13 protein-coding genes and 3 tRNA genes are annotated in these 16,052 nt (G+C 70.2%); 9 read left to right on the top strand and 7 right to left on the bottom strand.

Going from position 1 to position 16,052, the window contains the following annotated elements; translation table 11 throughout:
* Positions 1-32: 32 nt before the first annotated feature.
* Positions 33-671: a TetR/AcrR family transcriptional regulator gene (locus OG246_RS10150; protein WP_266459011.1), complete on the bottom strand. Its 639-nt coding sequence runs from the start codon at positions 669-671 to the stop codon at positions 33-35.
* Between the two features lie 79 nt (positions 672-750).
* Between OG246_RS10150 and OG246_RS10145 the strand changes: the two genes are divergently transcribed.
* Complete coding sequence (locus OG246_RS10145; protein WP_266459008.1) at positions 751-2,235, top strand: MFS transporter; 1,485 nt, start codon at positions 751-753, stop codon at positions 2,233-2,235.
* Positions 2,236-2,356: 121 nt separating this feature from the next.
* Here OG246_RS10145 and purL read toward each other — a convergent pair whose 3' ends face one another.
* From purL to purS, 3 genes are read right to left on the bottom strand one after another with little or no spacing between them, the layout of a single operon-like run.
* Positions 2,357-4,615, bottom strand: coding sequence for a phosphoribosylformylglycinamidine synthase subunit PurL (gene purL / locus OG246_RS10140; RefSeq protein ID WP_266459005.1), 2,259 nt, complete (start codon positions 4,613-4,615; stop codon positions 2,357-2,359).
* Positions 4,612-5,292, bottom strand: a complete 681-nt coding sequence (purQ, locus tag OG246_RS10135; RefSeq protein WP_266459003.1) for a phosphoribosylformylglycinamidine synthase subunit PurQ — start codon at positions 5,290-5,292, stop codon at positions 4,612-4,614. The genes purL and purQ overlap by 4 nt, the downstream gene beginning before the upstream one ends.
* Complete coding sequence (purS, locus tag OG246_RS10130; protein ID WP_060898438.1) at positions 5,289-5,552, bottom strand: phosphoribosylformylglycinamidine synthase subunit PurS; 264 nt, start codon at positions 5,550-5,552, stop codon at positions 5,289-5,291. Before purS ends, purQ begins: the two co-directional genes overlap by 4 nt.
* Positions 5,553-5,913: 361 nt before the next feature.
* Here purS and OG246_RS10125 point away from each other — a divergent pair, with 361 nt between their 5' ends.
* From OG246_RS10125 to OG246_RS10090, 8 genes are all read left to right on the top strand, one after another.
* A complete protein-coding gene (locus OG246_RS10125; RefSeq protein WP_266458997.1) occupies positions 5,914-6,231 on the top strand; it encodes an Lsr2 family protein in 318 nt (105 codons plus the stop codon).
* 191 nt (positions 6,232-6,422) lie between these two features.
* Positions 6,423-6,494 (top strand) — tRNA-Gly (locus tag OG246_RS10120).
* A gap of 79 nt (positions 6,495-6,573) precedes the next feature.
* Positions 6,574-6,649, top strand: a tRNA-Gly gene (locus OG246_RS10115).
* Between the two features lie 137 nt (positions 6,650-6,786).
* Positions 6,787-7,767, top strand: coding sequence for an ABC transporter ATP-binding protein (locus OG246_RS10110; RefSeq protein ID WP_266458994.1), 981 nt, complete (start codon positions 6,787-6,789; stop codon positions 7,765-7,767).
* A gap of 59 nt (positions 7,768-7,826) precedes the next feature.
* The gene (locus OG246_RS10105; protein ID WP_266464041.1) at positions 7,827-8,570 is read left to right on the top strand and encodes an ABC transporter permease; all 744 of its coding nucleotides are present in this window, start codon (positions 7,827-7,829) and stop codon (positions 8,568-8,570) included.
* A gap of 20 nt (positions 8,571-8,590) precedes the next feature.
* A complete protein-coding gene (locus OG246_RS10100; protein WP_266458991.1) occupies positions 8,591-9,928 on the top strand; it encodes a sensor histidine kinase in 1,338 nt (445 codons plus the stop codon).
* Positions 9,925-10,548 (top strand): response regulator transcription factor, encoded by a 624-nt coding sequence (locus OG246_RS10095; RefSeq protein ID WP_266458989.1) that lies wholly within the window; start codon positions 9,925-9,927, stop codon positions 10,546-10,548. The genes OG246_RS10100 and OG246_RS10095 overlap by 4 nt, the downstream gene beginning before the upstream one ends.
* Before the next feature lie 23 nt (positions 10,549-10,571).
* Positions 10,572-10,647: transfer RNA gene (locus OG246_RS10090), tRNA-Gly, on the top strand.
* 45 nt (positions 10,648-10,692) lie between these two features.
* Here OG246_RS10090 and OG246_RS10085 read toward each other — a convergent pair.
* The 3 genes from OG246_RS10085 to OG246_RS10075 form a co-directional block, all read right to left on the bottom strand.
* Positions 10,693-11,592, bottom strand: coding sequence for a phosphoribosylaminoimidazolesuccinocarboxamide synthase (locus tag OG246_RS10085; RefSeq protein ID WP_266458986.1), 900 nt, complete (start codon positions 11,590-11,592; stop codon positions 10,693-10,695).
* 153 nt (positions 11,593-11,745) lie between these two features.
* Entirely contained in the window at positions 11,746-13,266 is a 1,521-nt protein-coding gene (locus OG246_RS10080) for a N,N-dimethylformamidase beta subunit family domain-containing protein (RefSeq protein ID WP_266458983.1), read from the bottom strand.
* Positions 13,267-14,154: 888 nt separating this feature from the next.
* The gene (locus tag OG246_RS10075) at positions 14,155-15,996 is read right to left on the bottom strand and encodes a hypothetical protein (RefSeq protein ID WP_266464038.1); all 1,842 of its coding nucleotides are present in this window, start codon (positions 15,994-15,996) and stop codon (positions 14,155-14,157) included.
* Between the last annotated feature and the right edge of the window lie 56 nt (positions 15,997-16,052).

Raw genomic sequence — 16,052 nt, 5'->3', positions numbered from 1 at the left:
CATGGAAGGCCGGGGCGGACCCCGCGGACGTCTCACTCCTTACGCGCGTAGTTCTTGAGACCCCCCTCCACCAGCGCGAAGGCCCGCTCGGCGAGCTGGGCGGCGTCGGCGGCGACCTCGTCGACGGTTTCGCCGGCGTCGATGCGGAGGTGGTGCTCCTCGACCAGGGCCTGGCGGGCGGCGGTGAGTGTGGCGGCGGCGATCAGGGCCGGCGTGGTGTCGCCGGTCTCCTCGGTGAGCAGGTCGGCCAGTTCGCGTGCGCCCTTCTCGGACAGCAGGTACGCGCGTTCCCTGAGGACCGGCGTCGCCATGACGACCGCGCGGATCCGGCGGGCGAACGGTTCGCTGTGCAGGCCGACCGAGGGGTCGCGCGCCTCGATCATGTCCAGGAGCTGACGGCGTACGGCCTCCACCGCGGACTCGCCCGGCGCCCGCTCGCGCACGGCACGGGCGGCATCGGAGAAGTGCTCCTCCATGGGCTTGAAGACCAAGTCCTCTTTGGTGCCGAAGTAGTTGAAGACGGTCATCTTGGAGACGTCGGCGGCGTCGGCGATCTCCTGCACGGAGACGTGGTCGAAGCCCTTCTCGGCGAACAGCGCGACCGCTGTCCGGTAGATCCGCATCGCTGTCTGCAGCTTCTTGCGTTCACGCAGCCCCATCGCCTCAGCCATGAAATCACTGTACCAAGATGAAATTTGATCCCAGATAAAAGATTGACTCGGTACATATTTCTCGTTCATGGTGTTGCCCATGACCGAAACCCAGCGAAAGATCGGCTTCCTCGTCTGCCTCGTCACGATCGTCCTGGCCGTCCTGGACATGCAGATCGTGTCCGCGGCCACCGTCCCGATCGTCCGCGACCTCGATCCGGGGCACGGCATCGACAAGATCCCTTGGCTGATCAGCGCGTTCTCGCTGGCGTCGGCCGCGGTGCTGCCGCTGTACGGCAAGCTGTGCGACGTCCTCGGCGCCAAGCGGGTGTTCCTGGGAGCCGTCGGCACCTTCATCCTCGGCTCGGCGTTGTGCGGGGCGGCCCAGTCGATCGGCCAGTTGATCGCCGCGCGGGCCGTGCAGGGCATCGGCGCCGGCGGCCTGATGAGCGTGACGATGGTCGTGATCGCCCAGCTCAGAGGACCGGGCGAAAAGGACGCCAAGGGCGCGGGCATGGGCGGGATCATCGCCGGCGGTGGCATGGCGGTCGGCCCGTGGATCGGCGGTGTCCTCGCCGACCACGCGAGCTGGCGCTGGATCTTCTACATCAACCTGCCACTCGGCCTCGCCGTCCTGGCCCTCGGCGCCCTCGTCCTCAAGCTCCCCCGGCCCAACGGTGGTTGGGGCGGCCACCGCATCGACTTCCCCGGTGCGGGGCTCGCCGCCACCTTCTCCACCTCGCTGTTGCTGGTGACCGAGTGGGGCGGCAAGCAGTACGCCTGGTCGTCACCGCAGATCGCGGGCCTGGCCGTGCTGTCGGCGGCCGCCCTCGGCCTGTTCCTGTGGCGCCAGGTCACCGCCGCCGAACCGATCCTGCCGCTGTCCATGTTCCGTGTCCCGGAACTGCGCTGGGGCTTCGCGATCCAGGGCCTGATGGGCGCGGCGATGGTCGGCTCCATGTACTACGTGATGGTCTATCTGCAGGTGGCGCGGGGCGTCGCGAGTTCGTCCGCCGGGCTGTACCTGCTCCCCATGGCGTTCGGGATGACGGCCGTCGGCATCGTCTCCGCGAAGCTGGCCGAACGGGGCTGGGCGGAGCGGACGTTCACCATCGGCGGCTCGGCCGTCGCCACGGTCGCCTTCCTGCTCCTGTCCACCCTCGGCACCCACACCTCCCTGTGGCTGCTGCGCGCCGACATGCTCCTCGTCGGCCTCGGCTTCGGCATGCTCCTCGGCCAGCTCATCCAACTCGTCCAGGAGGCGTCCCCCGCCCACCAGTTGGGCGTCGTCACCACCTCCATCCGGTTCTTCCAGACCCTCGGCACGGCGTTGGGCGCGGCGCTCTTCGGCACGCTCATCACGCGCCTGTACGACGGTCCGGGCGGCGGCACCGACGCGCTGGCCTCGCTGACGGGGGCGGAGCGGGTGGCGGGGATCTCGGCCTACGTCTCCGCGATGGACACGGTGTTCCTGTGCGGGGCGGGACTGATGGCGGTGTGCGTGCTGTTGGGGCTGCTGCTGCCCAAGTCCCGCCCGGAGCAGGCGACATCGGAGGGAGCGCGGCCCGTCGCCGTCGGGACGTGAACCAGGACGTGAACAGCGAAGGCCCCGCCCGTGGAAACGGACGGGGCCTTCAACGCCGTACGGCCGAAGCTCCGTAGAGCCGAAGCCCCGTATGGCCGAAGCCCCGTATGGCCGAGGGGATTTACGCCAGCAGCGCCGGGATCGTCGCCTCGTGCGCGGTGCGCAGTTCGGTCAGGGGGAGGGTGAACTCGCCCTGGACCTCCACTGCGTCTCCGTCGACGACACCGATGCGGGTGACGGGCAGCCCCCGCGCCCCGCACATGTCGTTGAAGCGGAGCTCCTCCGAGCGCGGGATCGCGACGACCGCGCGGCCCGCCGACTCCGAGAACAGGAAGGTGAAGGCGTCGAGGCCGTCGGGCACGACCAGCCGCGCACCCTTGTCGCCGAGCAGCGCGGACTCGACCACGGCCTGGATCAGACCGCCGTCGGACAGGTCGTGCGCGGAGTCGATCATGCCGTCGCGGGAGGCGGAGATCAGGATCTCGGCGAGGAGGCGCTCACGCTCCAGGTCGACCTTCGGGGGCAGGCCCCCCAGGTGGTCGTGGACGACCTGCGACCAGGCCGAACCGCCGAACTCCTCGCGGGTGTCGCCGAGGAGGTAGAGCAGCTGCCCTTCCTCCTGGAAGGCGACCGGGGTGCGGCGGGCCACATCGTCGATGACGCCGAGGACGGCGACCACCGGCGTCGGGTGGATGGCCACATCGCCCGTCTGGTTGTAGAGCGAGACGTTGCCGCCGGTCACCGGGGTGCCCAACTGCTGGCAGGCGTCGGCAAGTCCGCGGATGGCCTCCGCGAACTGCCACATCACCGCCGGATCCTCGGGCGAGCCGAAGTTCAGGCAGTCGGAGACGGCGAGCGGCTTGGCGCCGGTCGTCGCGACATTGCGGTACGCCTCGGAGAGCGCGAGCTGCGCGCCCGCGTACGGGTCGAGCTTCGCGTAGCGGCCGTTGCCGTCCGTGGCGATGGCGACGCCGAGCCCGGTCTCCTCGTCGATGCGGATCATGCCCGAGTCCTCGGGCTGCGCCAACACCGTGTTGCCCTGCACGAAGTGGTCGTACTGGGAGGTGATCCAGGACTTGGAGGCCTGGTTGGGCGAGGCGACGAGCTGGAGAACCTGGTCCTTCAGCTCTTCTGAAGTGGCCGGGCGCGGAAGCTTGTTGGCGTCGTCCGCCTGGAGGGCGTCCTGCCACTCCGGACGGGCGTACGGGCGCTCGTAGACCGGGCCGTCGTGCGCGACCGTGCGCGGGTCGACGTCGACGATCTTGCCGCCGTGCCAGTAGATCTCCAGACGGTCGCCGTCGGTGACCTCACCGATCACCGTGGCGATGACGTCCCACTTGTCGCAGATCTCCAGGAACCGTTCGACCTTCGCCGGCTCGACGACCGCGCACATGCGCTCCTGCGACTCGCTCATGAGGATTTCCTCGGGCGAGAGAGTCGAGTCGCGCAGCGGTACGTCGTCCAGCGTCACGAGCATGCCGCCGGAGCCGTTGGACGCCAACTCGCTGGTGGCACAGGACAGTCCGGCCGCACCGAGGTCCTGGATACCGACGACCAGCTTCTCGGCGAAGGCCTCGAGCGTGCACTCGATGAGCAGCTTCTCCTGGAAGGGGTCGCCGACCTGAACCGCCGGACGCTTGCTCGGCTTGGCGTCGTCGAAGGTCTCCGACGCGAGGATCGAGGCGCCGCCGATGCCGTCGCCGCCCGTGCGAGCCCCGTACAGGATGACCTTGTTGCCCGTGCCGGACGCCTTCGCCAGGTGGATGTCCTCGTGCCGCATGACGCCGATGGCACCGGCGTTGACCAGCGGGTTGCCCTGGTAGCAGGCGTCGAAGACGACCTCGCCGCCGATGTTCGGCAGGCCCAGGCAGTTGCCGTAGCCGCCGATACCGGCGACGACGCCCGGCAGGACGCGCTTGGTGTCGGGGTGGTCGGCCGCACCGAAGCGGAGCGGGTCGACGACCGCGACCGGGCGGGCGCCCATCGCGATGATGTCGCGCACGATGCCGCCGACGCCCGTGGCCGCGCCCTGGTAGGGCTCCACGTACGAGGGGTGGTTGTGCGACTCGACCTTGAAGGTGACGGCGTAGCCCTGGCCGACGTCGACGACGCCGGCGTTCTCGCCGATGCCCACGAGCAGCGCATCGGACTGGGGCGCCTTCTCGCCGAACTGGCGGAGGTGGACCTTCGAGGACTTGTAGCTGCAGTGCTCGGACCACATGACCGAGTACATGGCGAGCTCGGCACCGGTGGGCCGGCGGCCGAGGATCTCCACGACCCGCTCGTACTCGTCCTTCTTCAGGCCCAGTTCGGCCCAGGGCAGCTCGACGTCGGGGGTCGCGGCCGCGTTCTCGACCGTGTCCAGAGGCGTGCGGCTCATGCGTTGACCAGCTTCTTGAGGATCGAGGTGAAGAAGGGGAGGCCGTCGGTGCGGCCGGTCCCGACGAGGGGCTCGACGGCGTGCTCCGGGTGCGGCATGAGGCCTACGACGTTCCCGGCGGCGTTCGTGATGCCGGCGATGTCGCGCAGCGAGCCGTTCGGGTTGAAGTCGACGTACCGGAAGACGACCCGGCCCTCCGCCTCCAGCTCATCGAGCGTGTGCTCGTCGGCGACGTACCGCCCGTCCATGTTCTTCAGCGGGATGTGGATCTCCTGGCCGGCTTCGTAGTCGGCGGTCCAGGAGGTCTCCGCGTTCTCCACCCGCAGCTTCTGGTCACGGCAGATGAAGTGCAGGTGGTTGTTGCCGAGCATCGCGCCCGGCAGGAGGTGCGCCTCGGTGAGGACCTGGAAGCCGTTGCAGATGCCGAGAACCGGCATTCCGGACTTCGCCTGCTCGATGACGGTCTCCATCACCGGCGAGAAGCGCGAGATCGCGCCGGCCCGCAGATAGTCGCCGTACGAGAAACCGCCGGGCAGCACCACGGCGTCGACCTGCTTCAGGTCCTTGTCCTTGTGCCAGAGGGCGACGGGTTCGGCACCGGCGAGCCGGATCGCGCGCTGCGTGTCCCGGTCGTCCAGGCTGCCGGGAAAGGTGACGACTCCAATACGAGCGGTCACTTTCCCGCCTCCGCGACTTCCTCGACCTTGACGGTGAAGTCCTCGATCACGGTGTTGGCGAGGAAGGATTCAGCGAGTTCATGGATGCGGGCGAGCGCGGCGTCGTCCACCGGTCCGTCCACTTCCAGTTCGAATCGCTTTCCCTGACGTACGTCGGAGACACCGTCGAAACCGAGACGCGGCAGTGCACGCTGCACCGCCTGGCCCTGGGGGTCGAGGATCTCCGGCTTGAGCATGACGTCGACTACGACGCGTGCCACTGGCACTCCCGGTGTGTGGTGCTGAGCAGGTCGCTTCAGACTACCCGCACAAAATTTCTACTCGCGTAGATTCGTAGAATCCTACGTGACCCCGATCACGATCTCGCATCGACGCGGGGGCCTCCACTGAAAATCCTGGGAAAAACCGCAGAAGAACGGCGGGACCCCATTGCGTCCTGACACGCGGAAGGATTTAGTCGGGCTTCACAATGCAATGCCGGGCACTGTACAAAGGAAATGGCAATAGCCGATACTTTGCCCAATAACAGCCGGACAGTCGACATCTCGCCGACAACTCCGTGACGTCTTCGCACGTCATGACGGTTGATCGCAGAGGTGCCGCACGAAGGGACCGATATTCGTGGCGCAGCGTGTCGTGGTCACTCTCTCTGACGACATCGACGGCTCAGAAGCGGCGGAGACGATCGCCTTCGGACTGGACGGCAAGTCGTACGAGATCGACCTGAATCCAGCCAATGCCAAGAAACTGCGTAAGGTGCTTGAGCCCTACCTGGAGGCCGGCCGCAAGCAATCGAGGTCCGGGAAGGCGTACACGCACACCGCGTTGACCCCCGACCCCGCGGCCGTCCGCGCCTGGGCCCGCTCCAACAAGCTGGACGTGCCGCCGCGCGGACGCATCCCCAAGAAGGTGTACGAGGCGTTCGCCGAGGCGCACTGAGCCGGAGCCGCGGCTCAGTGGGACCGAGGTCGGGGCTCACTGAAACCGGGGGCCCGCGGACCGGCCGAGCTCTCGGCCCGGCCGGTCATCCGCCCCTGGGAAGAGTCGACTTGCGCTGACCCCCCGCTGGTCAGCTAGAGTCTGGAGCACGCCGAGGGGCGAGGCCGCAAAGCCGAACCTCACGGGGTCACGCGGGTGTAGTTCAGTAGCAGAACATCCCCCTTCCAGGGGGAAGGCGCAGTGTGCAATTCCTGTCACCCGCTCTGCATCCCTTACCGGGCATCCATTTGGATCAGGTAAGGTGGTGCTCGCGCCGATCGGTGAGAGCCCGTCGGAGGCAATGCGGACGTAGCTCAGTTGGTAGAGCGCAACCTTGCCAAGGTTGAGGTCGCCAGTTCGAACCTGGTCGTCCGCTCCAGAGAAAACAAAGGCCCCGGTCATCGACCGGGGCCTTTGTCGTGCCTCCTCCGCTCGGTAGTGGCTTCTGACATATGTCATGCGGAGTGATGACACCGCGCACTGCTGCCGGGGGCCCTCCGCGGGGACGCTGAATCCATGAAGACGAATGAGCACAACGAGCGCGATGACGTGATCGAGGTCACGGATCTGCGGCGTGTGTACGGGGGCGACTTCGAGGCGGTGCGCGGAATCACGTTCTCCGTGGGCCACGGTGAGCTCTTCGCGCTGCTGGGGACGAACGGGGCCGGCAAGACCAGCACGGTCGAGCTCCTCGAAGGCCTCGCACCCCCGGCAGACGGGCGGGTGCGGGTCCTCGGGCACGATCCGTACGAGGAGCGGGCGGTCGTACGGCCCCGGATCGGCGTGATGCTTCAGGAGGGCGGTTTCCCCTCCGAGCTGACGGTCGCGGAGACCGTACGGATGTGGGCGGGCTGCACCAGCGGAGCGCGCCCCACGGCGGAGGCCCTGGACATGGTCGGGCTCACGCGACGGTCCGGCGTACGGGTGAAGCAGTTGTCCGGGGGCGAGAAGCGGCGCCTGGACCTGGCACTCGCACTCCTCGGCCGGCCCGAGGTCCTCTTCCTCGACGAGCCGACGACCGGACTCGACGCCGAAGGACGCCGGAGCACCTGGGAGTTGGTACGGGAGCTGCGCGACGGAGGTACGACGGTGCTGCTGACCACCCACTACCTGGAAGAGGCGGAGGAACTGGCCGACCGGCTCGCGATCCTCCACGAGGGACGCATCGCCGCCACCGGCACCCCGGCCCAGGTGACCGCCTCCCAGCCGTCCCGGATCGCCTTCGAACTTCCCGACGGCTACTTCCTGGGGGATCTGCCCCCGCTCGCCTCGCTCGGCATCACCGGGCACGAGGTGGAGGGACGTACCGTCCGGCTGCGCACGCACGAGCTGCAACGGGCCGCCACCGCACTGCTGTTGTGGGCCGAACGGACCGGGATCGAGCTGCGGGGGCTCGATGTGCGGTCCGCCTCGCTGGAGGAGGCGTTCCTGCGGATCGCGCGGGAGGAGGCGGCCGCGTCGGAGGCCGCCCGTAGGGACAAGGAGACGGTGGCGTGAGCGCGGTGGCTGTGACGAGTACGACCGGTAAGGAAGCGACCACCACGGCGGTGGGGCGGATGGCCGCCCTCGCGCGCGCCGAACTCACACTCCTGGGGCGCACGAAGGCGACGCTCTTCGCCGCGCTGTTCGTGCCGCTGGTGATGCCGTTCAGTCTCAGCTCGACGGTCGAGCAGATGGATCTGAAGAGCGCGGGGCTCTCAGTGGGCTCGGTCATCCTGCCCTCGGCCATCGGCTTCTCGCTCCTCTTCGCGGTCTACAGCTCGCTGGTCAGCGTGTACGCGGCCCGGCGCGAGGAGCTCGTCCTCAAGCGGCTGCGCACCGGGGAGCTGCGGGACGCGGAGATCCTCGCGGGGGCCGCCCTTCCGTCGGTGGCGATAGGGCTCGCGCAGTGCCTGGTCCTGACGGCCGCGTGCGCTGTACTCCTGGACGTCGGGACGCCGCAGGCACCTCAACTCGCCGTCCTGGGACTGCTGTTGGGCCTGGCGATGTGGCCACCGCTCGCTGCGCTCACCGCGATCTTCAGCAAGAGCGTGGAGGGCGCCCAGGTGGCCGCCATGCCGCTGGTGCTGGTCTCCCTGGTCGGATCGGGCACCTTCATCCCCCTCGAGTTCATGCCCGACAAGGTGGCCTGGGCCTGCGAACTGCTGCCGCTGACCCCGGTGATCACGCTGATACGCGGCGGCTGGACCGGTGACCTCTCCGCGTACGAAGCCCTGGGCGCCTTCGCCACGGCGGTGGCCTGGACCGTCGTCGCGGTGTTTGCTGTAGGACGGTGGTTCCGGTGGGAGCCGCGGCGGTGAGAGACAGCGGGGGCGGGAGTATGCGGACACCTGGGGTCTGGTGGCGGGGGAAGAGCACGCCGGCGAAGGTCGAGACGTACACCCGGTGGTCGTTCCACTTCTTCGCCGTGATCGAGATCGCCACCATCGGGCTTCCGGCGATCGGCCAGCTGGGGTCGCGCTTCGGGGGCTGGGCGCTGCTGGCGGTGTGCGTCCACGGTGTGCTCTACGCCGTGACCGCGTCCCGGGCGCTCGACTGGACTCGGGGTACGCGTGATCAGCCGGTACGTCTGCTGTGGGCACTGGGCACCATCACCGTGCTGATCGCGGTCGGCGGGGCGGTCCTCACGGAGCACGGTCCCGGCGGTGCGGACGCCGAGTCCGCGGCGGCCGTGCTGTCCGTGACGGTGCCGGCGTTCGGCGTCGGGGCCATCGCCCTCGGTATCCGCGACTGGCGGCGCGCGTTCGCCCTGGCCGCGGGCGCCGCGGTCGGTGTCGCGGGCGTGGTGTTCCTGGTGGGGGTCCCCGCGTACGCCGCGCTGGGCGCGGGAGGAGCGGAATTGTTCATGGCCGGGGTCCTCGTGTCCACCTCCGTCGTCTCCCTGTGGCTGCTCAACACCGTCTACGCACTCGACGAGGCCCGCGAGACCCGGGCCCGCCTCGCCGTCGCCGAGGAACGGCTCCGATTCGGGCGCGACCTGCACGACGTGATGGGCCGCAACCTCGCGGTGATCGCCCTGAAGAGCGAGCTCGCCGTCCAGTTGGCGCGGCGCGGACGGCCCGAGGCCGTGGAGCAGATGATCGAGGTGCAGCGCATCGCGCAGGAGTCGCAGCGGGAGGTGCGCGAGGTCGTACGCGGCTACCGGGAGGCCGACCTGGCCACCGAACTCGCGGGCGCACAGGGTGTGTTGACAGCCGCCGGCATCGACTGTGAGGTCAGCGGCCCGGTGACCGGGTTGCCCGCGCAGGTCCAGTCGGCGCTCGGCTGGGTCGTACGGGAGGCGGCGACGAACGTGCTGCGGCATGGGGACGCGGGGCGGTGCTCGGTGTCGGTGCGGGTGGCGGAGGGGCGGGTGACGCTGAGTGTGGAGAACGATGGGGTGCCGGTCGGTGAGTCGGGTGGAGGATCGGACGGGGAGCCGGGGTCCGGGCTTGTGGGGCTGCGGGAGCGGCTGAGGGAGGTGGGCGGGGTGCTGCGGGCGGGGGCTGTCGGGGGTGGTTTGTTCCGGTTGAGTGCGGAGGTGCCGTTGCCTGTGGCATCGGTGACGTCTGGGGCACCTGAGACACCTGGGGCGGACCTTTCGGAACGTGACTCTGAGTCGCGGCGGCTTCCGGCTCCGGCTCCGGCTCCGGCTCCGGTGAGTGAGGTCACTTCATGAGACCTGCCGCTTCTCCCGTACGTCTCCTGCTCGCCGATGACGAACATCTGATCCGGGGAGCGCTTGCCGCGCTGCTCGGTCTTGAGGACGACCTGGTCGTGGTGGCCGAGGCGGCGACCGGGCCCGAGGCGCTGGCGATGGCGCGGGCGCACGTGCCTGATGTCGCCGTGCTGGATCTTCAGATGCCGGGGGCCGACGGTGTGAGGGTGGCCACATCGCTGCGGGCCGAACTGCCCGGTTGCCAGGTGCTGATCGTGACGAGTCACGGGCGGCCCGGGCATCTGAAGCGGGCGCTTGCGGCGGGTGTGCGCGGGTTCGTCCCCAAGACGGTCAGCGCGCAGCGGCTCGCGGAGATCATTCGTACGGTACACGCGGGAAACCGTTATGTGGACCCGGAGTTGGCCGCCGACGCGATCTCCGCCGGGGATTCTCCGCTGACCGCGCGCGAGGCCGAGGTGCTCGAATTCGCCGCCGACGGGGCGCCCGTCGCGGAGATCGCCGAACGGGCCGCGCTGTCCCAGGGGACCGTACGGAACTATCTGTCGTCCGCCGCGACCAAACTCGGGGCCGAGAACCGTCACACGGCGGTGCGTCTCGCTCGGGAGCGAGGTTGGGTATAGTTGCTCTCGCGCCACGGCGCAGCGCGGACGTAGCTCAGTTGGTAGAGCGCAACCTTGCCAAGGTTGAGGTCGCCAGTTCGAACCTGGTCGTCCGCTCCAGAGAAGACAAAGGCCCCGGTCATCGACCGGGGCCTTTGTCGTGCGCTACGACCAGCTCGTACCCGTCAGGCGCTCGTACGCCTCGATGTACTTGGCGCGGGTCACATCCACGATGTGCTGCGGCAGCGCGGGCGGGGGCTGCTCGCTCGCCCGGTCCCAGCCGGACTCCGCGGAGGTCAGCCAGTCGCGCACGAACTGCTTGTCGTACGACGGCTGCGCGTGGCCCGGTTCCCACTGCTCGGCCGGCCAGAAGCGGGACGAGTCCGGGGTCAGCACCTCGTCGGCGAGGATCAGGTTCTCGCCCTCGAAGCCGAACTCGAACTTGGTGTCCGCCAGGATGATCCCCCGGTCGCGGGCGATGTCGCGGGCGCGGCTGTAGACGGCGAGGGTCGTCTGCCTCAGCTGTGCCGCGGTCTCGGCGCCGACCTGGCGGGCGACCTCCTCGTACGACACGTTCTCGTCGTGCTCGCCGACCTCGGCCTTGGTGGCGGGCGTGAAGATCGGCGCGGGGAGTTCGGAACCGTCGGTCAGGCCCTCGGGGAGGGCGAGGCCGCAGACCGTGCGGGTCTGCTTGTACTCGGCGAGGCCCGAGCCGGTGAGGTAGCCGCGGGCGACGCACTCGACCGGGGTCATGCGGAGCGACTTGCAGATCAGGGTGCGGCCCTCCCAGTCGGCGGGGGCGCCCTTCGGGAGTTCGGTGCTCAGCACGTGGTTGGGGACCAGGTCGGCGAGCTGGTCGAACCACCACAGAGAGAGCTGGGTGAGTGTGCGGCCCTTGTCGGGGATCTCGGTGGGCAGCACCCAGTCGAATGCGGAGATGCGGTCGCTGGCGACCATCACGAGGTCGCCCGCCTCGTTCTGGTACAGGTCACGCACCTTGCCGGTGTGCAGATGCACCAGACCCGGAACCTGGAGCGGCTCGGGCTTTTCAACGAATCCGGACACGGTTCCTCCCCGTGGTTCTGTCCAATTGGCTCGATTCTCCCGTATGCGGGGAGTGGCTTTGGCCAGGGGTGCCTGGTGGGTGGGGCGTGCGGTGCGGGTGGGGCGGTTTCAGTGGTGCTGTGGTCGTGGTGCGGTCGGGCTGCCGTCGTGGTGTCAGTCGTGTTTGCAGATGCGGTCCAGGAGGTTCGCCGTGGCTCGCTGGATGCGGGGGTCCACGTGGCCGGGGCGGTCCAGGGCCGGGGACCAGGCGAAGGTTCCGGAGGCGAAGACCAGGGCGCCGGACGGGGCGCGGTAGAGGGAGGTCTCCTGGTGGCGGAGGGTGCCCTCGCTGTCGGCGTACGGGGAGTGGGCCAGGAGGATGCGGCCCTGGTGCTCGGGGAGCGGGGTGCGCGGGAAGTAGCGGTCGGCCTCGCCCGCGACCATGCCGGTGAGCTCGTCGCCCTCGTGCGCGCCGGTCGCCTCCCAGAGCCAGTGGTCGGCGTTGCGGACGACAAGGGGGTGGGGGTCGGGGACTCTGCCCGCGTACTGGATGCCGATGAGTTGCTGTTCCGGGCGGTCGATTTCACGCCACAGGGCCGGTTTTCCGGGCCCCCTGCGCTTGAGGCAGGTGAGCAGGCGGTCGGCGACGCCGGACGGGGACGGGCCCAACTCCACTTGCCAGTACATGGTGTTGGCGGAGAGGAAGACGAGCGAGGTGCCGTGCTCGCGGGCGAGCTCCGTGGTGCGGCGCATTGTCGGCGACCAGTACTCGTCGTGGCCCGGGAAGACCAGGCCCCGGTAGCGGGTGGGGTCGACCCGGCCGGCGTGCAGGTCGCGGGCGTCGGCGTAGGCGAGGTCGTAGCCGTAGCGCTCGGCCCAGCGGATGAAATCGTAGGCGTGGCCCACGTGGAGGGGGAGGCCCGCGCCCGCGTACGGGCGGTCGAAGGAGACCGTCGTCGCGGCGTCGGCCTCGCCGAGCAGTCGGCCGTTCTCGTCCCAGGCGTGGTAGAGGCTGGCCCCCGTGTGGCCGTCCTCCGGGTAGAGGTTGTACGCCTGCCAAGTGATGTCGGGGAGCAGCAGGAGCAAGTCGGCGGGGTGGTCGTCGCGGACCGTGAAGGGGACGTGGGAGCGGTAGCCGTCGACGGTGGTGAGTACGGCGACGTACGCGCCGATGTTCCAGTAGCTCGGGATCTGCAGGCGCCAGGAGAGCCACCAGTGGTGGCAGGAGACGGTGCGGTCGGCGGTTAGCGGCGGGGGCTGGACGATGCCGGAGAGGCGGGGGCTGGTGGTGATCTTCGACGCGCCGTCGCCGCCGTAGTGGCCGATGCGGTAGATGTCGACGCTGAATTCCTGCGGCGGGTCCACCGTGATGTGGAAGTCGATGGCCTCGCCGGGGGCGGCCGCGCCGGTGGAGGTGAAACCCTTGATCTGGCGGTGGACGTCGTCGGCGGAGCGGGGGCCTCCGGCTCGGGGGTGGGGGATGGCTCCCTTGGTGGCTGCCTTGCGATCGCGTCCGGTGTCGTGGAGCTGGGTGGCGCCGGGGGCGTGGTCGATGTACCAGGGGACGACGTGGCCGGTGTCGTCGAAGTACTGCTCATCACCGCGGAGCCAGGGGACGGGGCCCTGCCCGAAGGGGTCCGTGACGGCGTGGGCGAGTGCTCCCGACTCCCAGCGGCGAATCTGCTCCGACCCCATGCCTGCTCCCCTCCCTGTTGCCCCCGTCGTCCTTGTAAGCCCTTGCCGTGTGCGCGATCGGTCCCAGCACATCACATTACGCACGCACATCGTCACCGTTCGTCGCGAATTGGCGGGAGTGGAACGGGGGGCTCCGCCTGGGGTGCCGTGTCGCCTGCGGTTGGGTGGGTGGGGGGTCGGGGCCGGGGGCCGGTACATCCGCCCGTCGCCGACGGATCAGACCTTGGCCGAGCAGGGAAGCGTCCGGTGACGCGAACGTACGCGACGGGCATTTGATGTACCGGCCCCCGGCCCCTCCCGTGCGTATGTGGCTGCGGGCGCGTGGGCGGCCGGGGGACGACCCTCCCGCAGCACCGTCCCGATCCCGCGCGCATGGGTGGGGGCTGCGCGCACCGTCCGGCCCGTCCGCCGGCTGAGGGCGAGATAGCGCTATCCCGATCCCCCGCCCACCCGTGGGGGCCGCGCTCTTCAGTCCGGGTGGGGATCCTCCGGCCGGTCGGCCGTTTGGGGGCGAGGTGGTGCCATCCCGATCCCCCACCCACCCGTCGGGGCTGGGGTTTCAGCCCGTCCGCCGTTTGACGGCGAGGTAGTGCTGCCGTCCCGATCCCCCACCCACCCGCGGGGGCCGCGCTTTTCAGCCCGGCCGGGGGACAGATCTTTCAGCCCGTCCAGCGTTTGAGGACGAGGTAGTGCCGTCCCGATCCCCCACCCACCCGTGGGGGCTGCGCATTTCAGCCCCGGGCCGGGGGAGATCTTTCAGCCCGTCCGGCGTTTGAGGACGAGCCGTTCGGGCGAGCGGGGGTCTGGGGGCGGAGCCTCCAGGAGTAAGGGTTGGGTAGGGGCGGAGGGGGCGAAAAACGCTTGGCCCACGTGCGTTGGCGGTCGCTGTCAGACCAGGCGGACCGGTTTCTCTGGGCGGACGCCGAGGTGGCGGAGCCAGTCGCGGAGGGGGGTGGGGTCGCCGGATTCGACGAGGGTGAGGACTCGGGGGGCCAGATCGGCGGCACGTACGCCGTCGACGAGGAGGGACGGGCCGTCGAGCCAGTCGAGCCCCGGCGCGGCCCCCGCCGTGTCCATCGCAGCGCAGCACACCATGGCCGTCACATGGTCGGCCAGCAGCTCCCGCCCACTCCGCGGCGGCTGAAGCGGGAAGAGGGGAAGCAGCCCGTCGTCCCAGAGAGCCCGGTCGGGCCCCGGCTCCGCGCCCCCGGTCGACGCCGACGCCAGGTCCGGTGCCGCCGCCTCCTCACGCGCCAGCTCCGCACTGAGCCCCGCCGCAAGGGCAGCCGTCCGCTCGTTCCCGAGGACGAGTTCCGCGTCGTCCTCGTCCAGGCCTATGCCCATCTCCTCGTACGCACCCCCGCGGTTGGTGGCAAGCGCACCGGCATCCAAGTCCGAGTCCGGACCCGGTACGTGCCTGTCGTCGTCCGGCGACGCCATCAGGTGGTCCAACACCCGCGCCAGCGTGGGACCACCCGAGCCCGGCGCCGCCGGATCCGTGGAGTGCCGTACACCCAGCGCGTCGAGGACCCGGTGGAGGCGCGCCGCGTCGGCACGCCATTTACGGTCGACGACCTCGTCCGGGTACTCCAGCCAGTCCACGGGTGCCCAGTCGGGCCCGGGCTCGGCGGGACCGCCGTGGAAGAGGCGGGCGGCGAGGAGCGAGGCCGCCTCGTCCACCGTGCCGGGCTCTTCGAGCAGGTCGCAGGCGGGGCGCTCGCCCAGCCGTGAGGTGAAGCCCTCGGCGAGGCGGTCGCGGCGGGACAGCTCGGTGAGGGCCGCGACGACACCCGCGTCCAGCCGGGACGGCCAGCGGCCCATCCGCCACGCGGGCAGCGCGACACGGGTCAGGAGCCGGTCCCAGCCCGCGTACGCCAGTCCCACCTGTTCCTGCGCGACGATCCGCAGGCCGTAGTCCACAGCCTGTGCACGCTCGGCCGCGGCAGCTGCCACACCTCGCTCCATTTCGGCCGCGTGGCCCCGGCAGCTGCGCAGCAGGAGGCGGGTCACCCAGCCGGCGCCGCCCAGCACCGTGCGGGTCAGCGGACCGCGCGTGGGCGCCGAGGTCACGGCCACGGCCGCGTCCAGGCCCCGTACGAAACGACGGGCCGCGGCTATGTCGGGGTGCGCCGACGGGCCCGTACCGGCGACGACCGGGGCCAGGACCGCGCGCAGTTCCCCGACGCGCATCCACCACAGGAAGGGGGAGCCGATGACGAGGACGGGGGCGGAGGGGGCCCGGCGCGGGCGCGCAGACAGCCCGCGTACGCCGCGCAGGCCTTGCAGGCCTTCCGTTTCGTCCCTGTCGCCGGGCGGCGGGCGGCCGTGCGCCAGGTGGGTGCGGTCCTCCAGCCAGCTGTCGCAGTCCGGGGTGAGCGCTATCGCCGAAGGGGCCGGGACGTCGAGACGGTCGGCCAGGTCGCGGACCATGCGGTAGAGGTCGGGCGCCGATTCCTCGGCGATGGCGATCGTGGGGCTCATGGCCGGCCGGGCGCGGGCGACGACGAGCGCGATGCCCGCGGCGGCGAGGAGAACCAGGACGGCGAGGGCGGTCACTATCCAGCGGGTGGTGTCCCAGCCCGGGCCGGTGATGTGGCCGGTGGAGCCGCCGGCCAGCAGCACCACGGCGACGGCCGCGGGCAGCAGGGCGACGGCCAGCGCCCTGCTGCGGATACGCAGCACGGCGAGAGCCTGGGAGCGCGCAGACTGCGCGCCCACCTCCACACCCATACCGGTCACGACCGGACCTCACCCCCTACGGTCCGCCCCGCCCGGGCTGTGTCGCA

The sequence above is a fragment of the Streptomyces sp. NBC_00620 genome (assembly GCF_026341825.1).
Lineage (GTDB): Bacteria > Actinomycetota > Actinomycetes > Streptomycetales > Streptomycetaceae > Streptomyces.
Note: the sequence above shows the minus strand (reverse complement) of the source record. Positions and strands in the feature narration are given on the sequence as shown.